Source organism: uncultured Abyssibacter sp. (genome assembly GCF_964000955.1).
Taxonomy (GTDB): Bacteria; Pseudomonadota; Gammaproteobacteria; order Nevskiales; family OUC007; genus Abyssibacter.
This window is the reverse complement of record NZ_CAXFCL010000345.1, coordinates 1-13794: the sequence shown is the minus strand read 5'-3', so window position 1 is coordinate 13794 and position 13794 is coordinate 1. Positions and strand designations below refer to the sequence as shown.

The window sequence follows — 13794 nt, the reverse complement described above, 5'->3', positions numbered from 1 at the left end:
TGCACGACGCGCATGGTCTCAAGCTGCTCGCCGGTGCGATAGACGACCACCCCCTCGTAATTGCGGGTGCGGACCGCCTCGGACATCTCGGCCAGCCAGTCCTGCGCGGTGCGGTCGGCAGCCCAGAGCGGGGCGGCGGTCGCCAGGACTGCAACCGCGATGGTCAACCGTTGCAGCATGCGAGAATCAGTCGTCGGCGCTGGTGCTGGCCTCGACCGGCTCGCCGTTCACGCTGGCGACGCGGGCGTAGCCCAGGGTGCCACCGACACCGGGACCCGCGCGATAGCGGCTGTGATTGATCAGGTAGCCGTTGAGCTGCTGCGCCGCATCCGGCTCCATCTGGGACCAGCGCACGGTGGCCGCGGCCTGGGTCGGCTGCGCCACGGGCCCGCGCGGGGCGGCACCGGTGGTCTGGACCGCCGGCTGGATACCCCGTTCCTGAACGGGAATGGCGGCCGCGGTGGGCACGTCGCGCGCGACCAGCACCGGCTCATCTTCCGCGCCGGGCGCCAGCATGACCGACACGGTCGCCAGTGACGCCACCGCCACCGAGGCCGCGATGGCCCAGCCGGTCCGACGGGTCATCCGACCCTGCCGCGGCTTCGCGGTATCGATGGAAACCACGTTGGCCGGAAGCATCTCATCCTGTTCCACGGCCGCCATCACGCGACGGGTGAAGCCGGGATCCGCGAGCGCCGTGCCGGAGCGCGCCCGCATGGCGTCTCCGATCAGGTGATAGCGCGACCAGGTCTTGAGTGATTCTTCGGAGGATTCGATGACACGAACGGCCTCGACCATGTCGTCGCAGGCGCCATCGATGCAAGCGGAAAGGGTTTCGTTAGTCATATCGGCGATTGGCTCCACCCAGGGACTTAATCGAGCAGGGGTCGTACACGTTCGTCAATGGCTGCGCGCGCTCGGAAGATACGGGAACGAACCGTTCCGACAGGGCACTCCATGGCCTGTGCGATCTCTTCATAGCTCATACCCTCCAATTCGCGCAGCACGATGGCTGTCTTCAGATCCGGTGGCAAATCGTCCATTGCGGCCGCCACCGTGTCCCGAATTTCATCGGTCAGTGCCACCCCCTCCGGTGTGGACACGTCGCTTAGATGCTCGGTGTGGCCATATTGTTCCGCATCGGCGACATCAATGTCTTGCGAGGCGGGACGACGACTTCGGGCGACGAGGTGATTCTTCGCCGTGTTCACCGCAATTCGGTACAGCCACGTATAGAACGCGCTCTTGCCCTGGAAGTTCCGCAGCGCGCGATAGGCCTTGATAAAGGACTCCTGCGCCACGTCCAGTGCATCCGCATCCGAGACGTACCGCGAGACCAGCTGCACCACCTTGTGCTGGTAACGACTCACCAGCATGTCGAAAGCAGCGGAGTTCCCGGCCTGGGCGCGTGCTACGAGAATCTCGTCTGTTACGTCTTCGCCCATTCGGGTGTTCTTGACGGAGGCTGGATAAGCGAGCGGTCCAGATTCCCGTGTTGTTCACACGAGGCGCTGATCCAACGCTCCCTGACCCCGGTTCCGATATAGTTGACGGGATGCGCGATCGATAACCGCGCGAATCGCAAGAGTTTATCAGTCTGCCGAGTCACCCGTCATGCCCAGGCCCGCCCCATTCGATGTCCTGATCCTAGGCAGCGGAGCCGCCGGGTTGGTCACGGCGCTGCGCCTGGCCGATCGGGGCGTGCGATCGCTGGTCGTCTCCAAGGGGCGGATTTCCGAGGGCAGCACGCTTTACGCGCAAGGCGGCATTTCCGCGGTGCTGGACGAGGGCGACTCGATCGACGCCCATGTCACCGACACCCTGACCGCCGGCGCCGGCCTGTGCAATCGCGACGCCGTCCAGTTCACCGTCGAGCGCGGCGCCGATGCCGTGCACTGGCTGATCGACAAGGGCGTGCGTTTCACGCCGTCGGATTCCGACGACGGATTCGCCTATCACCTCGCCCGTGAAGGCGGCCACAGCCACCGGCGCATCATCCACGCCGACGATGCCACCGGACGCGCGGTGGAAACCACGCTGATGCAGCTGGCCCGGGCGCATCCGGCCATTCAACTGCTGGCCCACCACATGGCGGTGGACCTGATCCGGTCGAAGGATCGTGTCGTCGGCGCCTATTTGCTGAACATCCGCTCGGGAGTGGTGGACACCTACCCCGCCAAGGCCACCGTGCTCGCAACGGGCGGCGCGAGCATGGTCTACCTCTATTCCAGCAATCCGCATGGCGCGACCGGCGATGGCATCGCCATGGCATGGCGGGCGGGCTGCCGCGTCAGCAACATGGAGTTCATGCAGTTCCATCCGACCTGCCTGTTCCATCCGGATGCGCGCAACTTCCTGATCACCGAAGCGCTGCGCGGCGAAGGCGCCCTGCTCCGCCGCCCCGACGGCACGCGGTTCATGCCACAGTTCGACGAGCGCGCCGAACTGGCGCCGCGCGATATCGTCGCCCGCGCGATCGACCATGAAATGAAGCGCCTGGGTCTGGACCACGTGCTGCTGGACACGACGGAACTGGAACCCGATTTTCTACGCCAGCACTTCCCGACCATCCACGCCCGTTGCATGGAACTGCGCCTGGACCCCACGCAGCGCGCATTGCCGGTGGTCCCGGCCGCGCACTACACCTGCGGTGGCGTCGCCACGGACCTCAACGGCCGCACCGACCTGACCGGGCTCTATGCCGTCGGGGAGACCGCATCCACCGGCCTGCACGGCGCCAATCGCATGGCCAGCAACTCCCTGCTGGAATGCCTCGTGTTCGGAACAGCGGCCGCGGAAGACCTGGCGGCGTGCATCGGTGAGTGGCCGGAGCCAGGACGCCTTCCGGCCTGGGACGCCAGCCAGGTCCGGGATTCCGACGAGGAGGTCGTGGTCAGCCACAACTGGCAGGAACTGCGCCGCTGCATGTGGGACTACGTCGGCATCGTCCGCACACGCAAGCGGCTGGAGCGAGCCCAGCACCGCATCCAGCTGCTCACCGACGAAGTCCAGGAGTACTACGGCAACTTCTACGTCACGCCGGACCTGATCGAACTACGCCACCTGCTGACCGTTTCCGACCTCATCGTGCGCTCGGCGGCATCGCGCCACGAAAGCCGCGGCCTGCATTTCATCCGCGATTTCCCGGACACCGAGCCGACGGCCCGGGACACCGTGCTGATCCCCGACAGAGTCCGTATCCGCGACGCAGCCTGACGAAACCAGCGTCCGCTGGGCATTTCGGATGGCTCAGCCGGCCGGCAAGTTACGGTGATTCAACGAATTGCAGCGTCAGATGACGTCGCGGGACAACGCCCCGCGCTTTCTGTCCGCGTTCGGGAACATTTGATTTGCGCGACCGGCTGCTCGACAGCCGAGTGCCCACTGGTGATGCACTCGCGTAGCGGTCACCACATCTCAGCCGAAATCGAACGCGATCTCGCCTCGCCGCAGGCTGCCTCAGTCCTTCAGCGCGACCATCCGATCAACCACTGCGCGAATCTGGGTGTCTGGCGCGTCCACACGCCCGAGAAAGATCGCATTGACGTCCGGATCGTCCATCTCCGCCAGACGGATGAACGCCGCCTGGGCGTCGCGATCGAGCCCATCGTATTCGCGGGCGAGAAAGCGCTCGAACAACACGTCGTGCTCTTTCATGCCACGGCGGCAAAGCCATTTCAGCCGGCCGCGCGGCATCAGTTCATCGGACATGACGGTCGCCGGGCGATCTAGCCGACGCGCTCCAGGATCATCTTCTTGGTCTCGGCAATCGCCTTGGCCGGGTTCAGACCCTTCGGGCAGGTCTTGGCGCAGTTCATGATCGTGTGGCAGCGGTAGAGCTTGAACGGATCTTCCAGCTGATCCAGACGCTCACCGGTGGCCTCGTCACGGGAATCCGCCAGCCAGCGATAAGCCTGGAGCAGGATCGCCGGACCCAGATAGCGATCACCGTTCCACCAGTAGCTGGGGCAGGACGTGGAGCAGCACGCGCAGAGAATGCACTCGTACAGGCCATCCAGCGCCTTGCGCTCCTCCGGCGTCTGCAAACGCTCGCGCGATGGCGGCGGCGTCTGCGTTTTCATCCACGGCTCGATGGACGCGTACTGCGCGTAGAAGTGCGTCAGATCCGGCACCAGATCCTTCACCACCGGCATGTGCGGCAGCGGGTAGATGCTGATCATGCCCTTGAAATCATCGATGCTCTGCGTGCAGGCCAGGGTGTTGGTACCACGGCCGTCACCGATGTTCATCGCGCAGGAGCCGCAGATGCCTTCGCGGCAGGAGCGGCGGAAGGTCAGCGTCGGGTCGACCTTGTTCTTGATCCAGATGAGCGCGTCGAGAACCATCGGACCGCAGTCATCCAGATCCACCGTGTAGATGTCGAGCTGCGGGTTCTTGCCGGAATCGGGATCGTAGCGATAGATCTTGAACTGGCGCGTGTTGGTGGCGCCGGCCGGTGCGGGCCACTCCTTGCCCTTCACCATCCGCGAATTCTTGGGGAGCGTGAACTCGGCCATCAGTAGACCCTCTTCTTCGGCTCGATGTATTCGAGCTCGTCGGACATCGTGTAGTCGTGAACCGGCCGGTAGTCCAGGTCGATCTTGCCGTCGCGCCACCAGGCCAGCGTGTGCTTCATCCAGTTGGCGTCGTCGCGATCCGGATAGTCCTCGCGGGCGTGGGCGCCGCGGGATTCCTGGCGATTGGACGCCGAGGTCATGGTCGCCATGGCCTGACCGAGCATGTTGTCCAGCTCCATCGTCTCGACCAGGTCGGAGTTCCAGACCATGGACCGGTCGGACACCTTCACGTCAGCGAAGGATTTGGCGACTTCGGACATCTTCTCGACGCCTTCGGCCAGCGTTTCCCCGGTGCGGAACACCGCCGCGTTGTTCTGCATCGTGTGCTGCATGTTGTCGCGGATGTCCGCCGTGGCGAGCGAACCGTTGGCGTTGCGCAACGTGTCCAGGCGCGACAGGATCGGTTCCAGGTGATCGTCAGCCAGACGCTTGTGCGGCGCGCCCTTCTTGACCACCTCGGCCGCGCGAATCGCCGCGGAGCGTCCGAACACCACCAGATCGAGCAGCGAATTCGAGCCCAGGCGGTTGGCGCCATGCACCGAGACACAGGCCGCCTCGCCCACGGCCATCAGACCGGGCACCACGGAATCCGGATTGCCGTCGCGCAGGGTCACGACCTCGCCGCCGTAGTTGGTCGGGATGCCGCCCATGTTGTAGTGCACCGTCGGGATGACCGGAATCGGTTCCTTGGTCACGTCCACGCCCGCGAAGATCTTCGCCGACTCGGCAATCCCCGGCAGGCGCTCGTTGATCACTTCCGGGCCCAGATGCTCCAGGTGCAGGTGGATGTGATCGTTCTTCGGACCGACACCACGACCCTCGCGAATCTCGATGGTCATCGAGCGGCTGACAACGTCGCGCGAAGCCAGATCCTTGGCGTTCGGCGCGTAGCGTTCCATGAAGCGCTCGCCCTTGGAGTTGGTCAGGTATCCACCCTCGCCACGCACGCCCTCGGTAATCAGGCAGCCCGCACCGTAGATGCCGGTCGGATGGAACTGGACGAACTCCATGTCCTGCAGGGCCAGACCGGCGCGCAGCACCATCCCGCCGCCGTCGCCGGTGCAGGTATGCGCCGAGGTGCAGGAGAAGTAGGTTCGGCCGTAGCCGCCGGTCGCGAGGATGACCATGTGCGAACGGAATTCGTGCAGCTGCCCGGTGGACAGGTCCCAGGCCAGCACGCCGCAGCAGCTGCCTTCGTCGTCCATGATCAGGTCGATGGCGAAGTATTCGATGAAGAACTCCGCCTTCTCCTTCAGCGACTGCTGGTAGAGCGTGTGCAGCATCGCATGGCCGGTGCGGTCCGCCGCGGCGCAGGTGCGCTGCGCGGTGCCCTCGCCGAAATGCGTGGTCATGCCACCGAACGGACGCTGGTAGATCTTGCCCTCGCTGGTGCGCGAGAACGGCACGCCGTAGTGCTCCAGCTCGATGATCGACGGGATGGCCTCGCGGCACATGTACTCGATCGCGTCCTGATCGCCCAGCCAGTCGGAGCCCTTGACGGTGTCGTAAGCATGCCAGCGCCAGTCGTCCTCGCCCATGTTGCCCAGCGCGGCTGAGACGCCACCCTGCGCCGCCACCGTGTGGCTGCGGGTCGGGAACACCTTGGTCACGCAGGCGGTCTTCAGTCCGGCCTCGGCCAGGCCCAGCGTGGCGCGCAGGCCAGCGCCGCCGGCGCCGACCACGACCACGTCGTATTCGTGTTTGATGATGTCGTAGGAATCGGTCATGTCGTCGTGTCCAGTCGCCGGCTCAGCCGAGCGCGATGCGCAGCACGGCAAAAATGGCGGCCACCGCCAGCACCAGGTGCGCGAGTTTCATCAGATACATGGAGATCAGCTTGGTCGCTGATCCGTGGAAGTAGTCTTCGATGACCACCTGAACACCCAGCTGCGAGTGATAGAACAGCGCGGCGAAGTAGATCACGAGCGCGACCGCAACCCAGGGCGCGGCGACCCAGGCCACCACCGTTTCGTAGTCGCTACCCATCAGGCAGGCGACGGAGTACACGAACCAAAGCGACAGCGGCACCAGCAACACGGCGCTGATGCGCTGCATCCACCAGTGATGCAGACCGTCCTTCGCGGAACCCAGACCGCGGGCGCGGCCGATCGGAGATTTCAGACTCATGGTTTCCCCCTCAGGCCAGCGCGATGATCACGGCCAGCACGGTCAGCACGACCGCGCCGATGATCGCCGCGTACCCGGTCTTGTATGCGGTCTCGACATCCAGCCCCTTGCCCGCGTCCCAGAACAGGTGACGCACCCCGTTGCACAGGTGGTAGAAGATCGAGAAGGTCCAGCCCAGCAGCAGCAACTGCCCGATCCAGCTGCCGGCGAAGGCGTTGAAGCACTCCAGCGCCTCCGGCCCCGCCGCCAGCGACAGCACCCAGGCCGTCAGCATCAGCGTGCCGATGGCGAGCGCGATGCCGGTTCCCCTGTGAACAATGGATGTCACCGAGGTCAGCTGTGGCTTGTAAACCTGAAGATGCGGCGACAACGGCCGCTGGTATTCGCTCATCGGTCAGTTCCTTAAAAGTCTACGCAACGCCCTTTTCGCTCCCAGTCACCGTATCGGGTCGGTTCCGGACCTTTCGGTCCGCCGAACTCTTCGGGGCGGGTGTCGGTCTGAGTGTCGCGGGTCGCGGACGGCGCCTGCCCCGAATCGGACGCAGCGATTCCCGCCGGGTCCTCACCTTGGTCCGGAGCGTTGTCATGGGCAGCCATGGCGGGGGATTATACGTTTGCCCCTCCATGCCGCAATCGATGACACGCACGACATGCCTACGACTTCCGTCGAATCCGGCCCCCTGATTGCACTGCCCGACTGGACCGTCGTCCGTGTGGACGGCGCGGATGCGCAGGATTTCCTGCACCGCCAGTTCACCGCGGACATCGTCGGCCTGCGCCCGCAGGCAATCACGCTGGCCGGATATTGCGCCCCGAACGGCCGTCTGCTCGCGACCCTGTTCGTGTGCTGGCGCGACGATGCGCTGCACCTCGTCCTGCCGCGCTCCACATGTTCGGCCCTTGTACAACGGCTGCGCATGTTCGTGTTGCGCGACGATGTTCAGATCACCCCACTCGAGCTTCCCGTCGCCGCCGCAATCGGACGAACCCGGCCCGCCGCGGGCACCTGCGAGCTGCGGGAGGGCATCACCTGGCTCGGCCTGCCGGGCGACCATCCTCGCGCGATCGCGATTGGTCTGGACGTTGCGACCACGGATGCCGACGCCTGGGCTGCCGCCGAGATCGATGCCGGTCAGGCCTCGGTCACGGCGGCCACCACCGATCAGTTCCTGCCCCAGTCGCTGCGTCTGGACCAGCTTGGCGGCGTCAGCTTCCGCAAGGGTTGCTACCCGGGTCAGGAGATCGTCGCCCGACTGCACTATCGCGGGACGCTCAAGCGCGTGCTGACACGCGCAGGCATCACCGCCGGGCATTGCACCGCCGGCGATGCCGTCGAACGGGATGGCCAGTCCATCGGAACAATCGCCGTCGCCTCGGACACGGCCGCGCTCGCGGTTCTGCGGGTTGACGCGCTGGGCGGCCCGGCCAAGGCCGGCTCCGCGGAGCTGATGCTGGAGAGCGAGGCGGTGTCCGTCGCCTGAGCGACGGACACCACCCCCGAATGCCACCGGACGCCTAGACCCGGCGCTGGCGCCAGGCCAGCCCCAGCAACGCCATCAGGCTCAACCAGCCCAGCGAGCCGGAACCCCCCGATGCGGCGCCGGCCGGTGTCTCCGGCTGCGGCGCGCCGCTCACCTGTACCGCCAGCCAGGCCTGCTTGGTCGTGCCCGCGGAGTCGGTCACCGTGACCGATGGCGTGTACTCACCCGCTGCCGTGTACGCATGGGTCACCACTGCCTCGCTGCCCGGACCGGATGTCATCCCGTCACCGAAGTCGAACGCGTAGGCGACGATGCTCTCGCCGGATGCCGCGAAGGATGCGGACGCATCGAAGGTCACGGTCTCTCCGACCAGGGCCGTCGTCGGCGAGACCACCAGCTGCGCCGTGGTTTCGTCACCCTCGACCACCGTCACCGCCGCCTGCGCCGTGTCTTCGATCGACGCGTCTTCGGACGAGGTCACGGTGACGCGCGCCGTGAAGGTGCCTGCGGTCGTGTACGTGTGCGTCACCGTCGGCTGGCTGCAATCGATCGCGCTGCCATCGCCGAAATCGAAGCAGTAGGTGGAGCCCTCCGGCGCCTCGGAGGCCGAGGCATCCAGCGTCACGGTCGCTGGCACCTGGCGATGATCGTTGGCGAATGCGATCGACAGCGCCGCGTTGACCACGCCGGGCTGCGGGTTCACCGTCACGGTCGTGGTTCGCGTCACCGTCGTGCTGGCGCTGGCACTGTTGTCGTTGTCACCAGCGATCACGACCACGTGGGCGGTGTAGGTGCCTGCACGCGGGTAGTCGTGGTCAATGGAGGACGCGGACACGGTGCCGCTGTTGGTGCCATCGCCAAAGTAGAACTGATACGTCAGCGTGGCGTCACCGGCATTTTCCACCATCGCGGTCAGCGCCACCGGACCGCTGCTCACGTCGCTGTCGGCCGGGCTGGCCGTCAGCGTGACCGCCAGATCGCAGACGTCACCGATACCGTCGTTGTCGGCATCCGCCTGATCCGCGTTCGCAACCGTCGGACAGTTGTCGAGGTCATCCGCCACGCCGTCGGCATCCGAGTCACCGGGTTCCGAGGTCTCGCAGGCGTCGCCCACGCCGTCACCATCCGCATCCGCCTGATCCGGATTGGCAACCGTCGGACAGTTGTCAACGGAGTCCGCCACACCGTCGGAATCGCTATCGACCGGCTCCTGATCGTCACAGGCATCTCCCACTCCGTCCCCGTCGGCATCGGCCTGATCCGGGTTGGCGACCGTCGGGCAATTGTCCTCGGCATCGGCCACACCATCGTCGTCCGAATCGGAACCGATCTGGCCGGAGCCGCCCGGGTCATTGGATGCGGGGTGAATCGGGTTGAGCGAATCGCAATAGATGAACGGATCCGTCTCCGGCGTGTTTCCGGTCAATTCGCCACCGAACACGTTGGGCAGATACGGAGCCAGCTGATCCCAGTAGGCCTTGCGGGCGAGCAGCACGTCCGTCTGGAATTCGCAGAATCCGGGCGTCTTCTCGCGATCCTCACCAACGAAACCGAGATGCGCCAGCGCGGCATCGACCACGCCCTTGTGCTCGGCGTCCGAGACGTCCCCCCAGGCCACCTGCAACCAGGGCGCCAGCGGATTGATCGGCAGCGACTCATTCAGCGCCGCGGAGAAGATGTAACCCGGGTCCAGCAACTCGGGCGACGGCACGTAGGCGGCCTGCTCCAGCGCCCGGCGCAGGAACCAGTTGGTGATCACCACACCCTGGGCATCAACCATGGCCGGCAACGCGCCCTCTTCCACCCGAATGCCTCCGGCATGCCCCAGGCGCTTGCGCGCTTCGAGCAGAATCGCCGAGGCCACGCCGGCTGCGCGCGGCGTGGAGAAGCTGGTTCCGCCGACCCCCTGCGTGATCTCCGATTCGCAGTCCATGCAGTACGGCAGGTCCTGACGGAAATCCGAGACAAAGTCCGGGAACAGGCCAGCGAGCAGCGTGTCGCTCTCGTCGTCCTCGGTCGTCTCGGTGTCTTCTTCGATCCCGGACACGCCAATCGACCACCAGGGCCCGGCACCCGCGCGCGTCGGGGACAGACCCACGTTGTTGCCCGCGGAGCTGAAATGCAGCTTGCCGAGGCCGACCACCGATTCGTAGGTGTGCTCGAAAGCCCGGGTCTCGATCGCCTGGAACGCCAGCGGCGGCAAGCCGACGCCATAGCTGGTCGTCACGATGTCCACTTCGGGATGCAGGAACGCGTAGCGATGCGAGGCCTCCGACCCCAGTGCACCGGAGGATTCGACGAACAGGATGATCGCCTCCGGATTGGCTGCCAGCACGGACGACGATGTCCCCACGCCATGCGCGCTCTTGCTGGTGTCCGGCACCAGGATCGGGACACCACTGGCAGCGTACGAAGCCGCGATGATGTTGGTGCCCAGGAAGTGATAGGGCACACCGGGCTCGACCTGATCCCAGAACGCCGCATCCGCGGCGAGATCGGACGCGAGGTCACCGGTTCGCGTCAGTTCCACGACATTGTCCGGCGACACTGCGAAGGCATCCAGCACCTCCCTGGTCACGGTCGACGGATGCGCGTAGTACGCATCGTGGTAGGGGTTGATCGCGGAATCGATGACGCCGACCACCGTTCTGGGCAGCCCGGGCACCGACGGGACGCGGTCGTAGGCCGGGCCGGTCTGCTGAGGCTCCCCGCCGTCGGGACCCTCGCCTTCACCGGGGTCCCGCTCGATCAACTCCACGGTGCCGACGTAGGTTCCGCCCTGAGGGCTCCAGGGCAGCATCTCCACCAGCAACGACCGGGTGCCGCTGCCGGCCGAAAATTCGAGCGTTTCGGGGTTGCTGACGGTCGCGGACGACGTGATCACGGTGCCGGAACTCGCGTCGCGGACCTGCAAGTCATAGTCCCCCGCATCCATGTCGATCGATACCTTGATCGACGCCAGCGGATGGGTCTCGGCGTAGTCCTCCGGCAACTCGACGGTCAGCGAATAGACGTCGCAGTCGATGGTGTTGCCGGCGCAGATGGACGAGAAGAACAGGAAGGGCACGATCAGGCCTCCCCCCGTGAACTCGAGAGTCGGCGTCTCGGGCGACAAGCTTCCCGACGCCGGCTCCGTATCGGCCGCCTGAACCCGGACCGGGTTCAAAGACAAAACAGTGACGCACACGGCCAGGGCCGCGATCTTGCTGATGAAATTCATGTTGTCCCCAGGGCAAGGGCGCGAGCGCGCCGCCAAGCAGAGTCGTCCACCCGAATGACGTCAGTGACGCCCCAAGATCGGGCCAACGTTCACGAAAAATTAACCGCGATCGCGAAAGCACATTCCGTGCCGCAAGACCGCACGCGCCCGCCCCGTGCTTCCGGCCGCTGGCCGGCCACCACTGTCCCGAAAACGAAAAAGGCCCGCCGAAGCGGGCCTTTTCATCAGCGGCGACGCCCTCAGAACAGGGCTTCGTCCAGCTCCATCAACGGTGCCGCTCCGGCCTTGACCTGATTGATCAGCATCTCGGTTTCCGGATACAGCTTGGCGAAGTAGAACCGCGCCGTGGTCAGCTTCGCCTGGTAGAACGCCTTGTCGGCGTCGTTGGCCGTGTCCAGCTTGCGCATCGCCACACTGGCGGAGAAGCACCAGGAGAACGAGAACACCAGGTGGCCGATGATGCGCAGGTACGGCACCGCCGCGGCACCGGCCTCGTCCGGGTTCTTCATCGCCTTCTGGCCGATCTCGGCCGTCAGCGTCTGCACCTGCACCGCCAGCTTGCCCAGCGGGTCGGTGAATTCCTTCATGCCCTCGTAGTCGGACTGGCGCATGATCAGTTCCTGGATCACCTTGCCGAACTTCATCAGCTTGGCGCCCATGTCACCGAGCACCTTGCGACCCAGCAGATCCAGCGCCTGAATGGTGTTCGTGCCCTCGTAGATCATGTTGATCCGCGCATCGCGCACGCATTGCTCCAGGCCCCATTCGGTAATGTAGCCATGGCCGCCCAGCACCTGCATCGCCAGCGTGGTGGACTCGTAGCCGTTGTCAGTGATGAAGCCCTTGACCACCGGCGTCAGCAACGACACCAGATCATCATTGTCCTTGCGCACCGACTCGTCCGGATGCTTGTGCGACAGGTCGATCGCCAGCCCCGCCCAGTAGGTGAATGCGCGCGCCGCCTCGACGTAGGCCTTCTGCGTCATCAGCATGCGACGCACATCGGGGTGCACGATGATCGCGTCCGCCAGCTTGCCCGGGTTTTTCGGCCCGGTCAGCGAACGGCCCTGGATGCGATCCTTCGCGTAGGCCAGCGAGTTCTGGTAGGCGAATTCGGCCAGACCCAGCGACTGCATGCCAACGCCCAGGCGCGCGCCGTTCATCATCACGAACATCGCCTTCAGGCCCTTGTTCGGCTCGCCAACCATCCAGCCCTGGGCGTCATCGAAGTTCAGCACCGCGGTCGCGTTGCCGTGAATGCCCATCTTGTGTTCCAGCGAGCCGCACTTCACGGCGTTGCGCTCGCCCGGCACGCCCTCGGCATCCGGAATGAACTTGGGCACGACGAACAGCGAGATGCCCTTGGTGCCTTCCGGCGCGTCCGGCAGGCGCGCCAGCACCAGATGCACGATGTTGTCAGACATGTCGTGCTCGCCGGCCGATATGAAGATCTTGGTGCCGGAGACCGAATACGAACCATCACCGTTCTCGACGGCCTTGGTCTTCAGAATGCCGAGATCGGTGCCGCAATGCGGCTCGGTCAGGCACATGGTGCCGGTCCATTCACCGGACACCAGCTTCGGCAGGTAGAGATCCTTGAGCGCATCGGTGCCGAAGGCCAGCAGCGCCGTGTAGGCGCCGTGCGACAGCCCCGGATACATGCCCCAGGCCTGGTTGGAGGAGTTGATCATCTCCATGAAGGCGCTGGACAGCAGGTGCGGCAGACCCTGGCCGCCGTAGTTCACGTCGGCGGCCAGTGACGGCCAGCCGGCGTCTACATACTGCTTGTAGGCGTCCTTGAAGCCGGTCGGCGTGGTCACATTGCCATCGGCATCGAGCTTGCAGCCTTCCCGGTCACCGACCGCGTTCAACGGCTGGAGAATGTCGGAGCAGAACTTGCCACCCTCTTCCAGCACGGCGTCGATCATCTCGGCGTCGATGTCCTCGTGCTCGGGCAGCTTGGCCAGCTCGTCGGCGGCATTGAGCATCTCGTGGAGCACGAACTGCATGTCGCGCAGCGGCGGAGTGTATTGAGGCATGAATCAGTCTCTCGAGTGTGTGAATTCGGTGGGGCCGGGTTCCCGCCAGAACGGGAAACGACCCGAGGCCGGGGATTGTGAACAACCCGGCGGCAAATCGACACATCCGACCAGACCCAGCGCGCCTGAATGCTGTAACGACCGGTACTTAGCTCCTCCGGAACCCTTCCGACGGCGCTGATATCGGGGGCCGGCCGCGCAGCCTGCCCCGATCGGAACCGGCGGATCAGATCATCGCGGCGAGCACCGCCGATGCCGGGGCCACCGCCGCCCGCTTCTCGACACCCTGCCTTTCGAACATCCCTCCGCGCGCCCGATCTCGGCCCGTGGTGGCCGATGAAGCAACCCCT

12 protein-coding genes and 2 pseudogenes are annotated in these 13794 nt (G+C 65.3%); 2 read left to right on the top strand and 12 right to left on the bottom strand.

Annotated features, from left to right (window positions below; all coding sequences use genetic code 11):
• Positions 1-186 precede the first annotated feature (186 nt).
• Both ABNS06_RS16980 and rpoE read right to left on the bottom strand, forming a co-directional pair.
• Complete coding sequence (locus tag ABNS06_RS16980) at positions 187-846, bottom strand: sigma-E factor negative regulatory protein (RefSeq protein ID WP_348675794.1); 660 nt, start codon at positions 844-846, stop codon at positions 187-189.
• A gap of 26 nt (positions 847-872) precedes the next feature.
• Positions 873-1445 (bottom strand): RNA polymerase sigma factor RpoE, encoded by a 573-nt coding sequence (gene rpoE / locus ABNS06_RS16975; RefSeq protein ID WP_348675793.1) that lies wholly within the window; start codon positions 1443-1445, stop codon positions 873-875.
• A gap of 169 nt (positions 1446-1614) precedes the next feature.
• Here rpoE and nadB point away from each other — a divergent pair, with 169 nt between their 5' ends.
• A complete protein-coding gene (gene nadB, locus ABNS06_RS16970; RefSeq protein WP_348675792.1) occupies positions 1615-3216 on the top strand; it encodes an L-aspartate oxidase in 1602 nt (533 codons plus the stop codon).
• A gap of 243 nt (positions 3217-3459) precedes the next feature.
• Here nadB and ABNS06_RS16965 read toward each other — a convergent pair whose 3' ends face one another.
• The 6 genes from ABNS06_RS16965 to ABNS06_RS16940 are packed head-to-tail and all read right to left on the bottom strand — an operon-like array spanning position 3460 to position 7301.
• Positions 3460-3711 carry a succinate dehydrogenase assembly factor 2 gene (locus ABNS06_RS16965; RefSeq protein ID WP_348675791.1) on the bottom strand — a complete coding sequence of 84 codons (252 nt, stop codon included), beginning with the start codon at positions 3709-3711 and terminating at the stop codon, positions 3460-3462.
• A 17-nt stretch (positions 3712-3728) separates the two neighbouring features.
• The gene (locus ABNS06_RS16960) at positions 3729-4484 is read right to left on the bottom strand and encodes a succinate dehydrogenase iron-sulfur subunit (protein WP_348675796.1); all 756 of its coding nucleotides are present in this window, start codon (positions 4482-4484) and stop codon (positions 3729-3731) included.
• A 32-nt stretch (positions 4485-4516) separates the two neighbouring features.
• Positions 4517-6304 carry a succinate dehydrogenase flavoprotein subunit gene (gene sdhA, locus ABNS06_RS16955; protein ID WP_348675790.1) on the bottom strand — a complete coding sequence of 596 codons (1788 nt, stop codon included), beginning with the start codon at positions 6302-6304 and terminating at the stop codon, positions 4517-4519.
• 22 nt (positions 6305-6326) lie between these two features.
• Positions 6327-6704, bottom strand: coding sequence for a succinate dehydrogenase, hydrophobic membrane anchor protein (sdhD, locus tag ABNS06_RS16950; protein ID WP_348675789.1), 378 nt, complete (start codon positions 6702-6704; stop codon positions 6327-6329).
• A gap of 10 nt (positions 6705-6714) precedes the next feature.
• Positions 6715-7095: a succinate dehydrogenase, cytochrome b556 subunit gene (sdhC, locus tag ABNS06_RS16945; RefSeq protein WP_348675788.1), complete on the bottom strand. Its 381-nt coding sequence runs from the start codon at positions 7093-7095 to the stop codon at positions 6715-6717.
• Positions 7096-7106: 11 nt separating this feature from the next.
• Entirely contained in the window at positions 7107-7301 is a 195-nt protein-coding gene (locus ABNS06_RS16940) for a DUF1674 domain-containing protein (protein ID WP_348675787.1), read from the bottom strand.
• A 53-nt stretch (positions 7302-7354) separates the two neighbouring features.
• On the opposite strand from ABNS06_RS16940, the gene ABNS06_RS16935 reads away from it, so the two are divergent.
• On the top strand, positions 7355-8185 hold the full coding sequence (locus ABNS06_RS16935; protein ID WP_348675786.1) for a hypothetical protein: 831 nt from the start codon (positions 7355-7357) through the stop codon (positions 8183-8185).
• 34 nt (positions 8186-8219) lie between these two features.
• Here the strand turns inward: ABNS06_RS16935 and ABNS06_RS16930 are convergent, their stop codons facing one another.
• The 4 genes and pseudogenes from ABNS06_RS16930 to ABNS06_RS16915 form a co-directional block, all read right to left on the bottom strand.
• On the bottom strand, positions 8220-9122 hold the full coding sequence (locus ABNS06_RS16930; RefSeq protein WP_348675795.1) for a PKD domain-containing protein: 903 nt from the start codon (positions 9120-9122) through the stop codon (positions 8220-8222).
• Positions 9123-9212: 90 nt separating this feature from the next.
• A pseudogene (locus tag ABNS06_RS16925) lies at positions 9213-9308 on the bottom strand (thrombospondin type 3 repeat-containing protein); the annotation flags it as partial.
• A gap of 24 nt (positions 9309-9332) precedes the next feature.
• Positions 9333-9506 (bottom strand): annotated as a pseudogene (locus tag ABNS06_RS16920) (thrombospondin type 3 repeat-containing protein); the annotation flags it as partial.
• 2138 nt (positions 9507-11644) lie between these two features.
• The gene (locus ABNS06_RS16915) at positions 11645-13444 is read right to left on the bottom strand and encodes an acyl-CoA dehydrogenase C-terminal domain-containing protein (protein WP_348675785.1); all 1800 of its coding nucleotides are present in this window, start codon (positions 13442-13444) and stop codon (positions 11645-11647) included.
• Positions 13445-13794: the final 350 nt, after the last annotated feature.

What these genes read in the sequence shown, in the direction of transcription:
- ABNS06_RS16980 (WP_348675794.1), bottom strand. Translation starts at nt 846, where the DNA reads ATGACTAACGAAACCCTTTCCGCTTGCATCGATGGCGCCTGCGACGAC.
- rpoE (WP_348675793.1), bottom strand. Translation starts at nt 1,445, where the DNA reads ATGGGCGAAGACGTAACAGACGAGATTCTCGTAGCACGCGCCCAGGCC.
- nadB (WP_348675792.1), top strand. Translation starts at nt 1,615, where the DNA reads ATGCCCAGGCCCGCCCCATTCGATGTCCTGATCCTAGGCAGCGGAGCC.
- ABNS06_RS16965 (WP_348675791.1), bottom strand. Translation starts at nt 3,711, where the DNA reads ATGTCCGATGAACTGATGCCGCGCGGCCGGCTGAAATGGCTTTGCCGC.
- ABNS06_RS16960 (WP_348675796.1), bottom strand. Translation starts at nt 4,484, where the DNA reads ATGGTGAAGGGCAAGGAGTGGCCCGCACCGGCCGGCGCCACCAACACG.
- sdhA (WP_348675790.1), bottom strand. Translation starts at nt 6,304, where the DNA reads ATGACCGATTCCTACGACATCATCAAACACGAATACGACGTGGTCGTG.
- sdhD (WP_348675789.1), bottom strand. Translation starts at nt 6,704, where the DNA reads ATGAGTCTGAAATCTCCGATCGGCCGCGCCCGCGGTCTGGGTTCCGCG.
- sdhC (WP_348675788.1), bottom strand. Translation starts at nt 7,095, where the DNA reads ATGAGCGAATACCAGCGGCCGTTGTCGCCGCATCTTCAGGTTTACAAG.
- ABNS06_RS16940 (WP_348675787.1), bottom strand. Translation starts at nt 7,301, where the DNA reads ATGGCTGCCCATGACAACGCTCCGGACCAAGGTGAGGACCCGGCGGGA.
- ABNS06_RS16935 (WP_348675786.1), top strand. Translation starts at nt 7,355, where the DNA reads ATGCCTACGACTTCCGTCGAATCCGGCCCCCTGATTGCACTGCCCGAC.
- ABNS06_RS16915 (WP_348675785.1), bottom strand. Translation starts at nt 13,444, where the DNA reads ATGCCTCAATACACTCCGCCGCTGCGCGACATGCAGTTCGTGCTCCAC.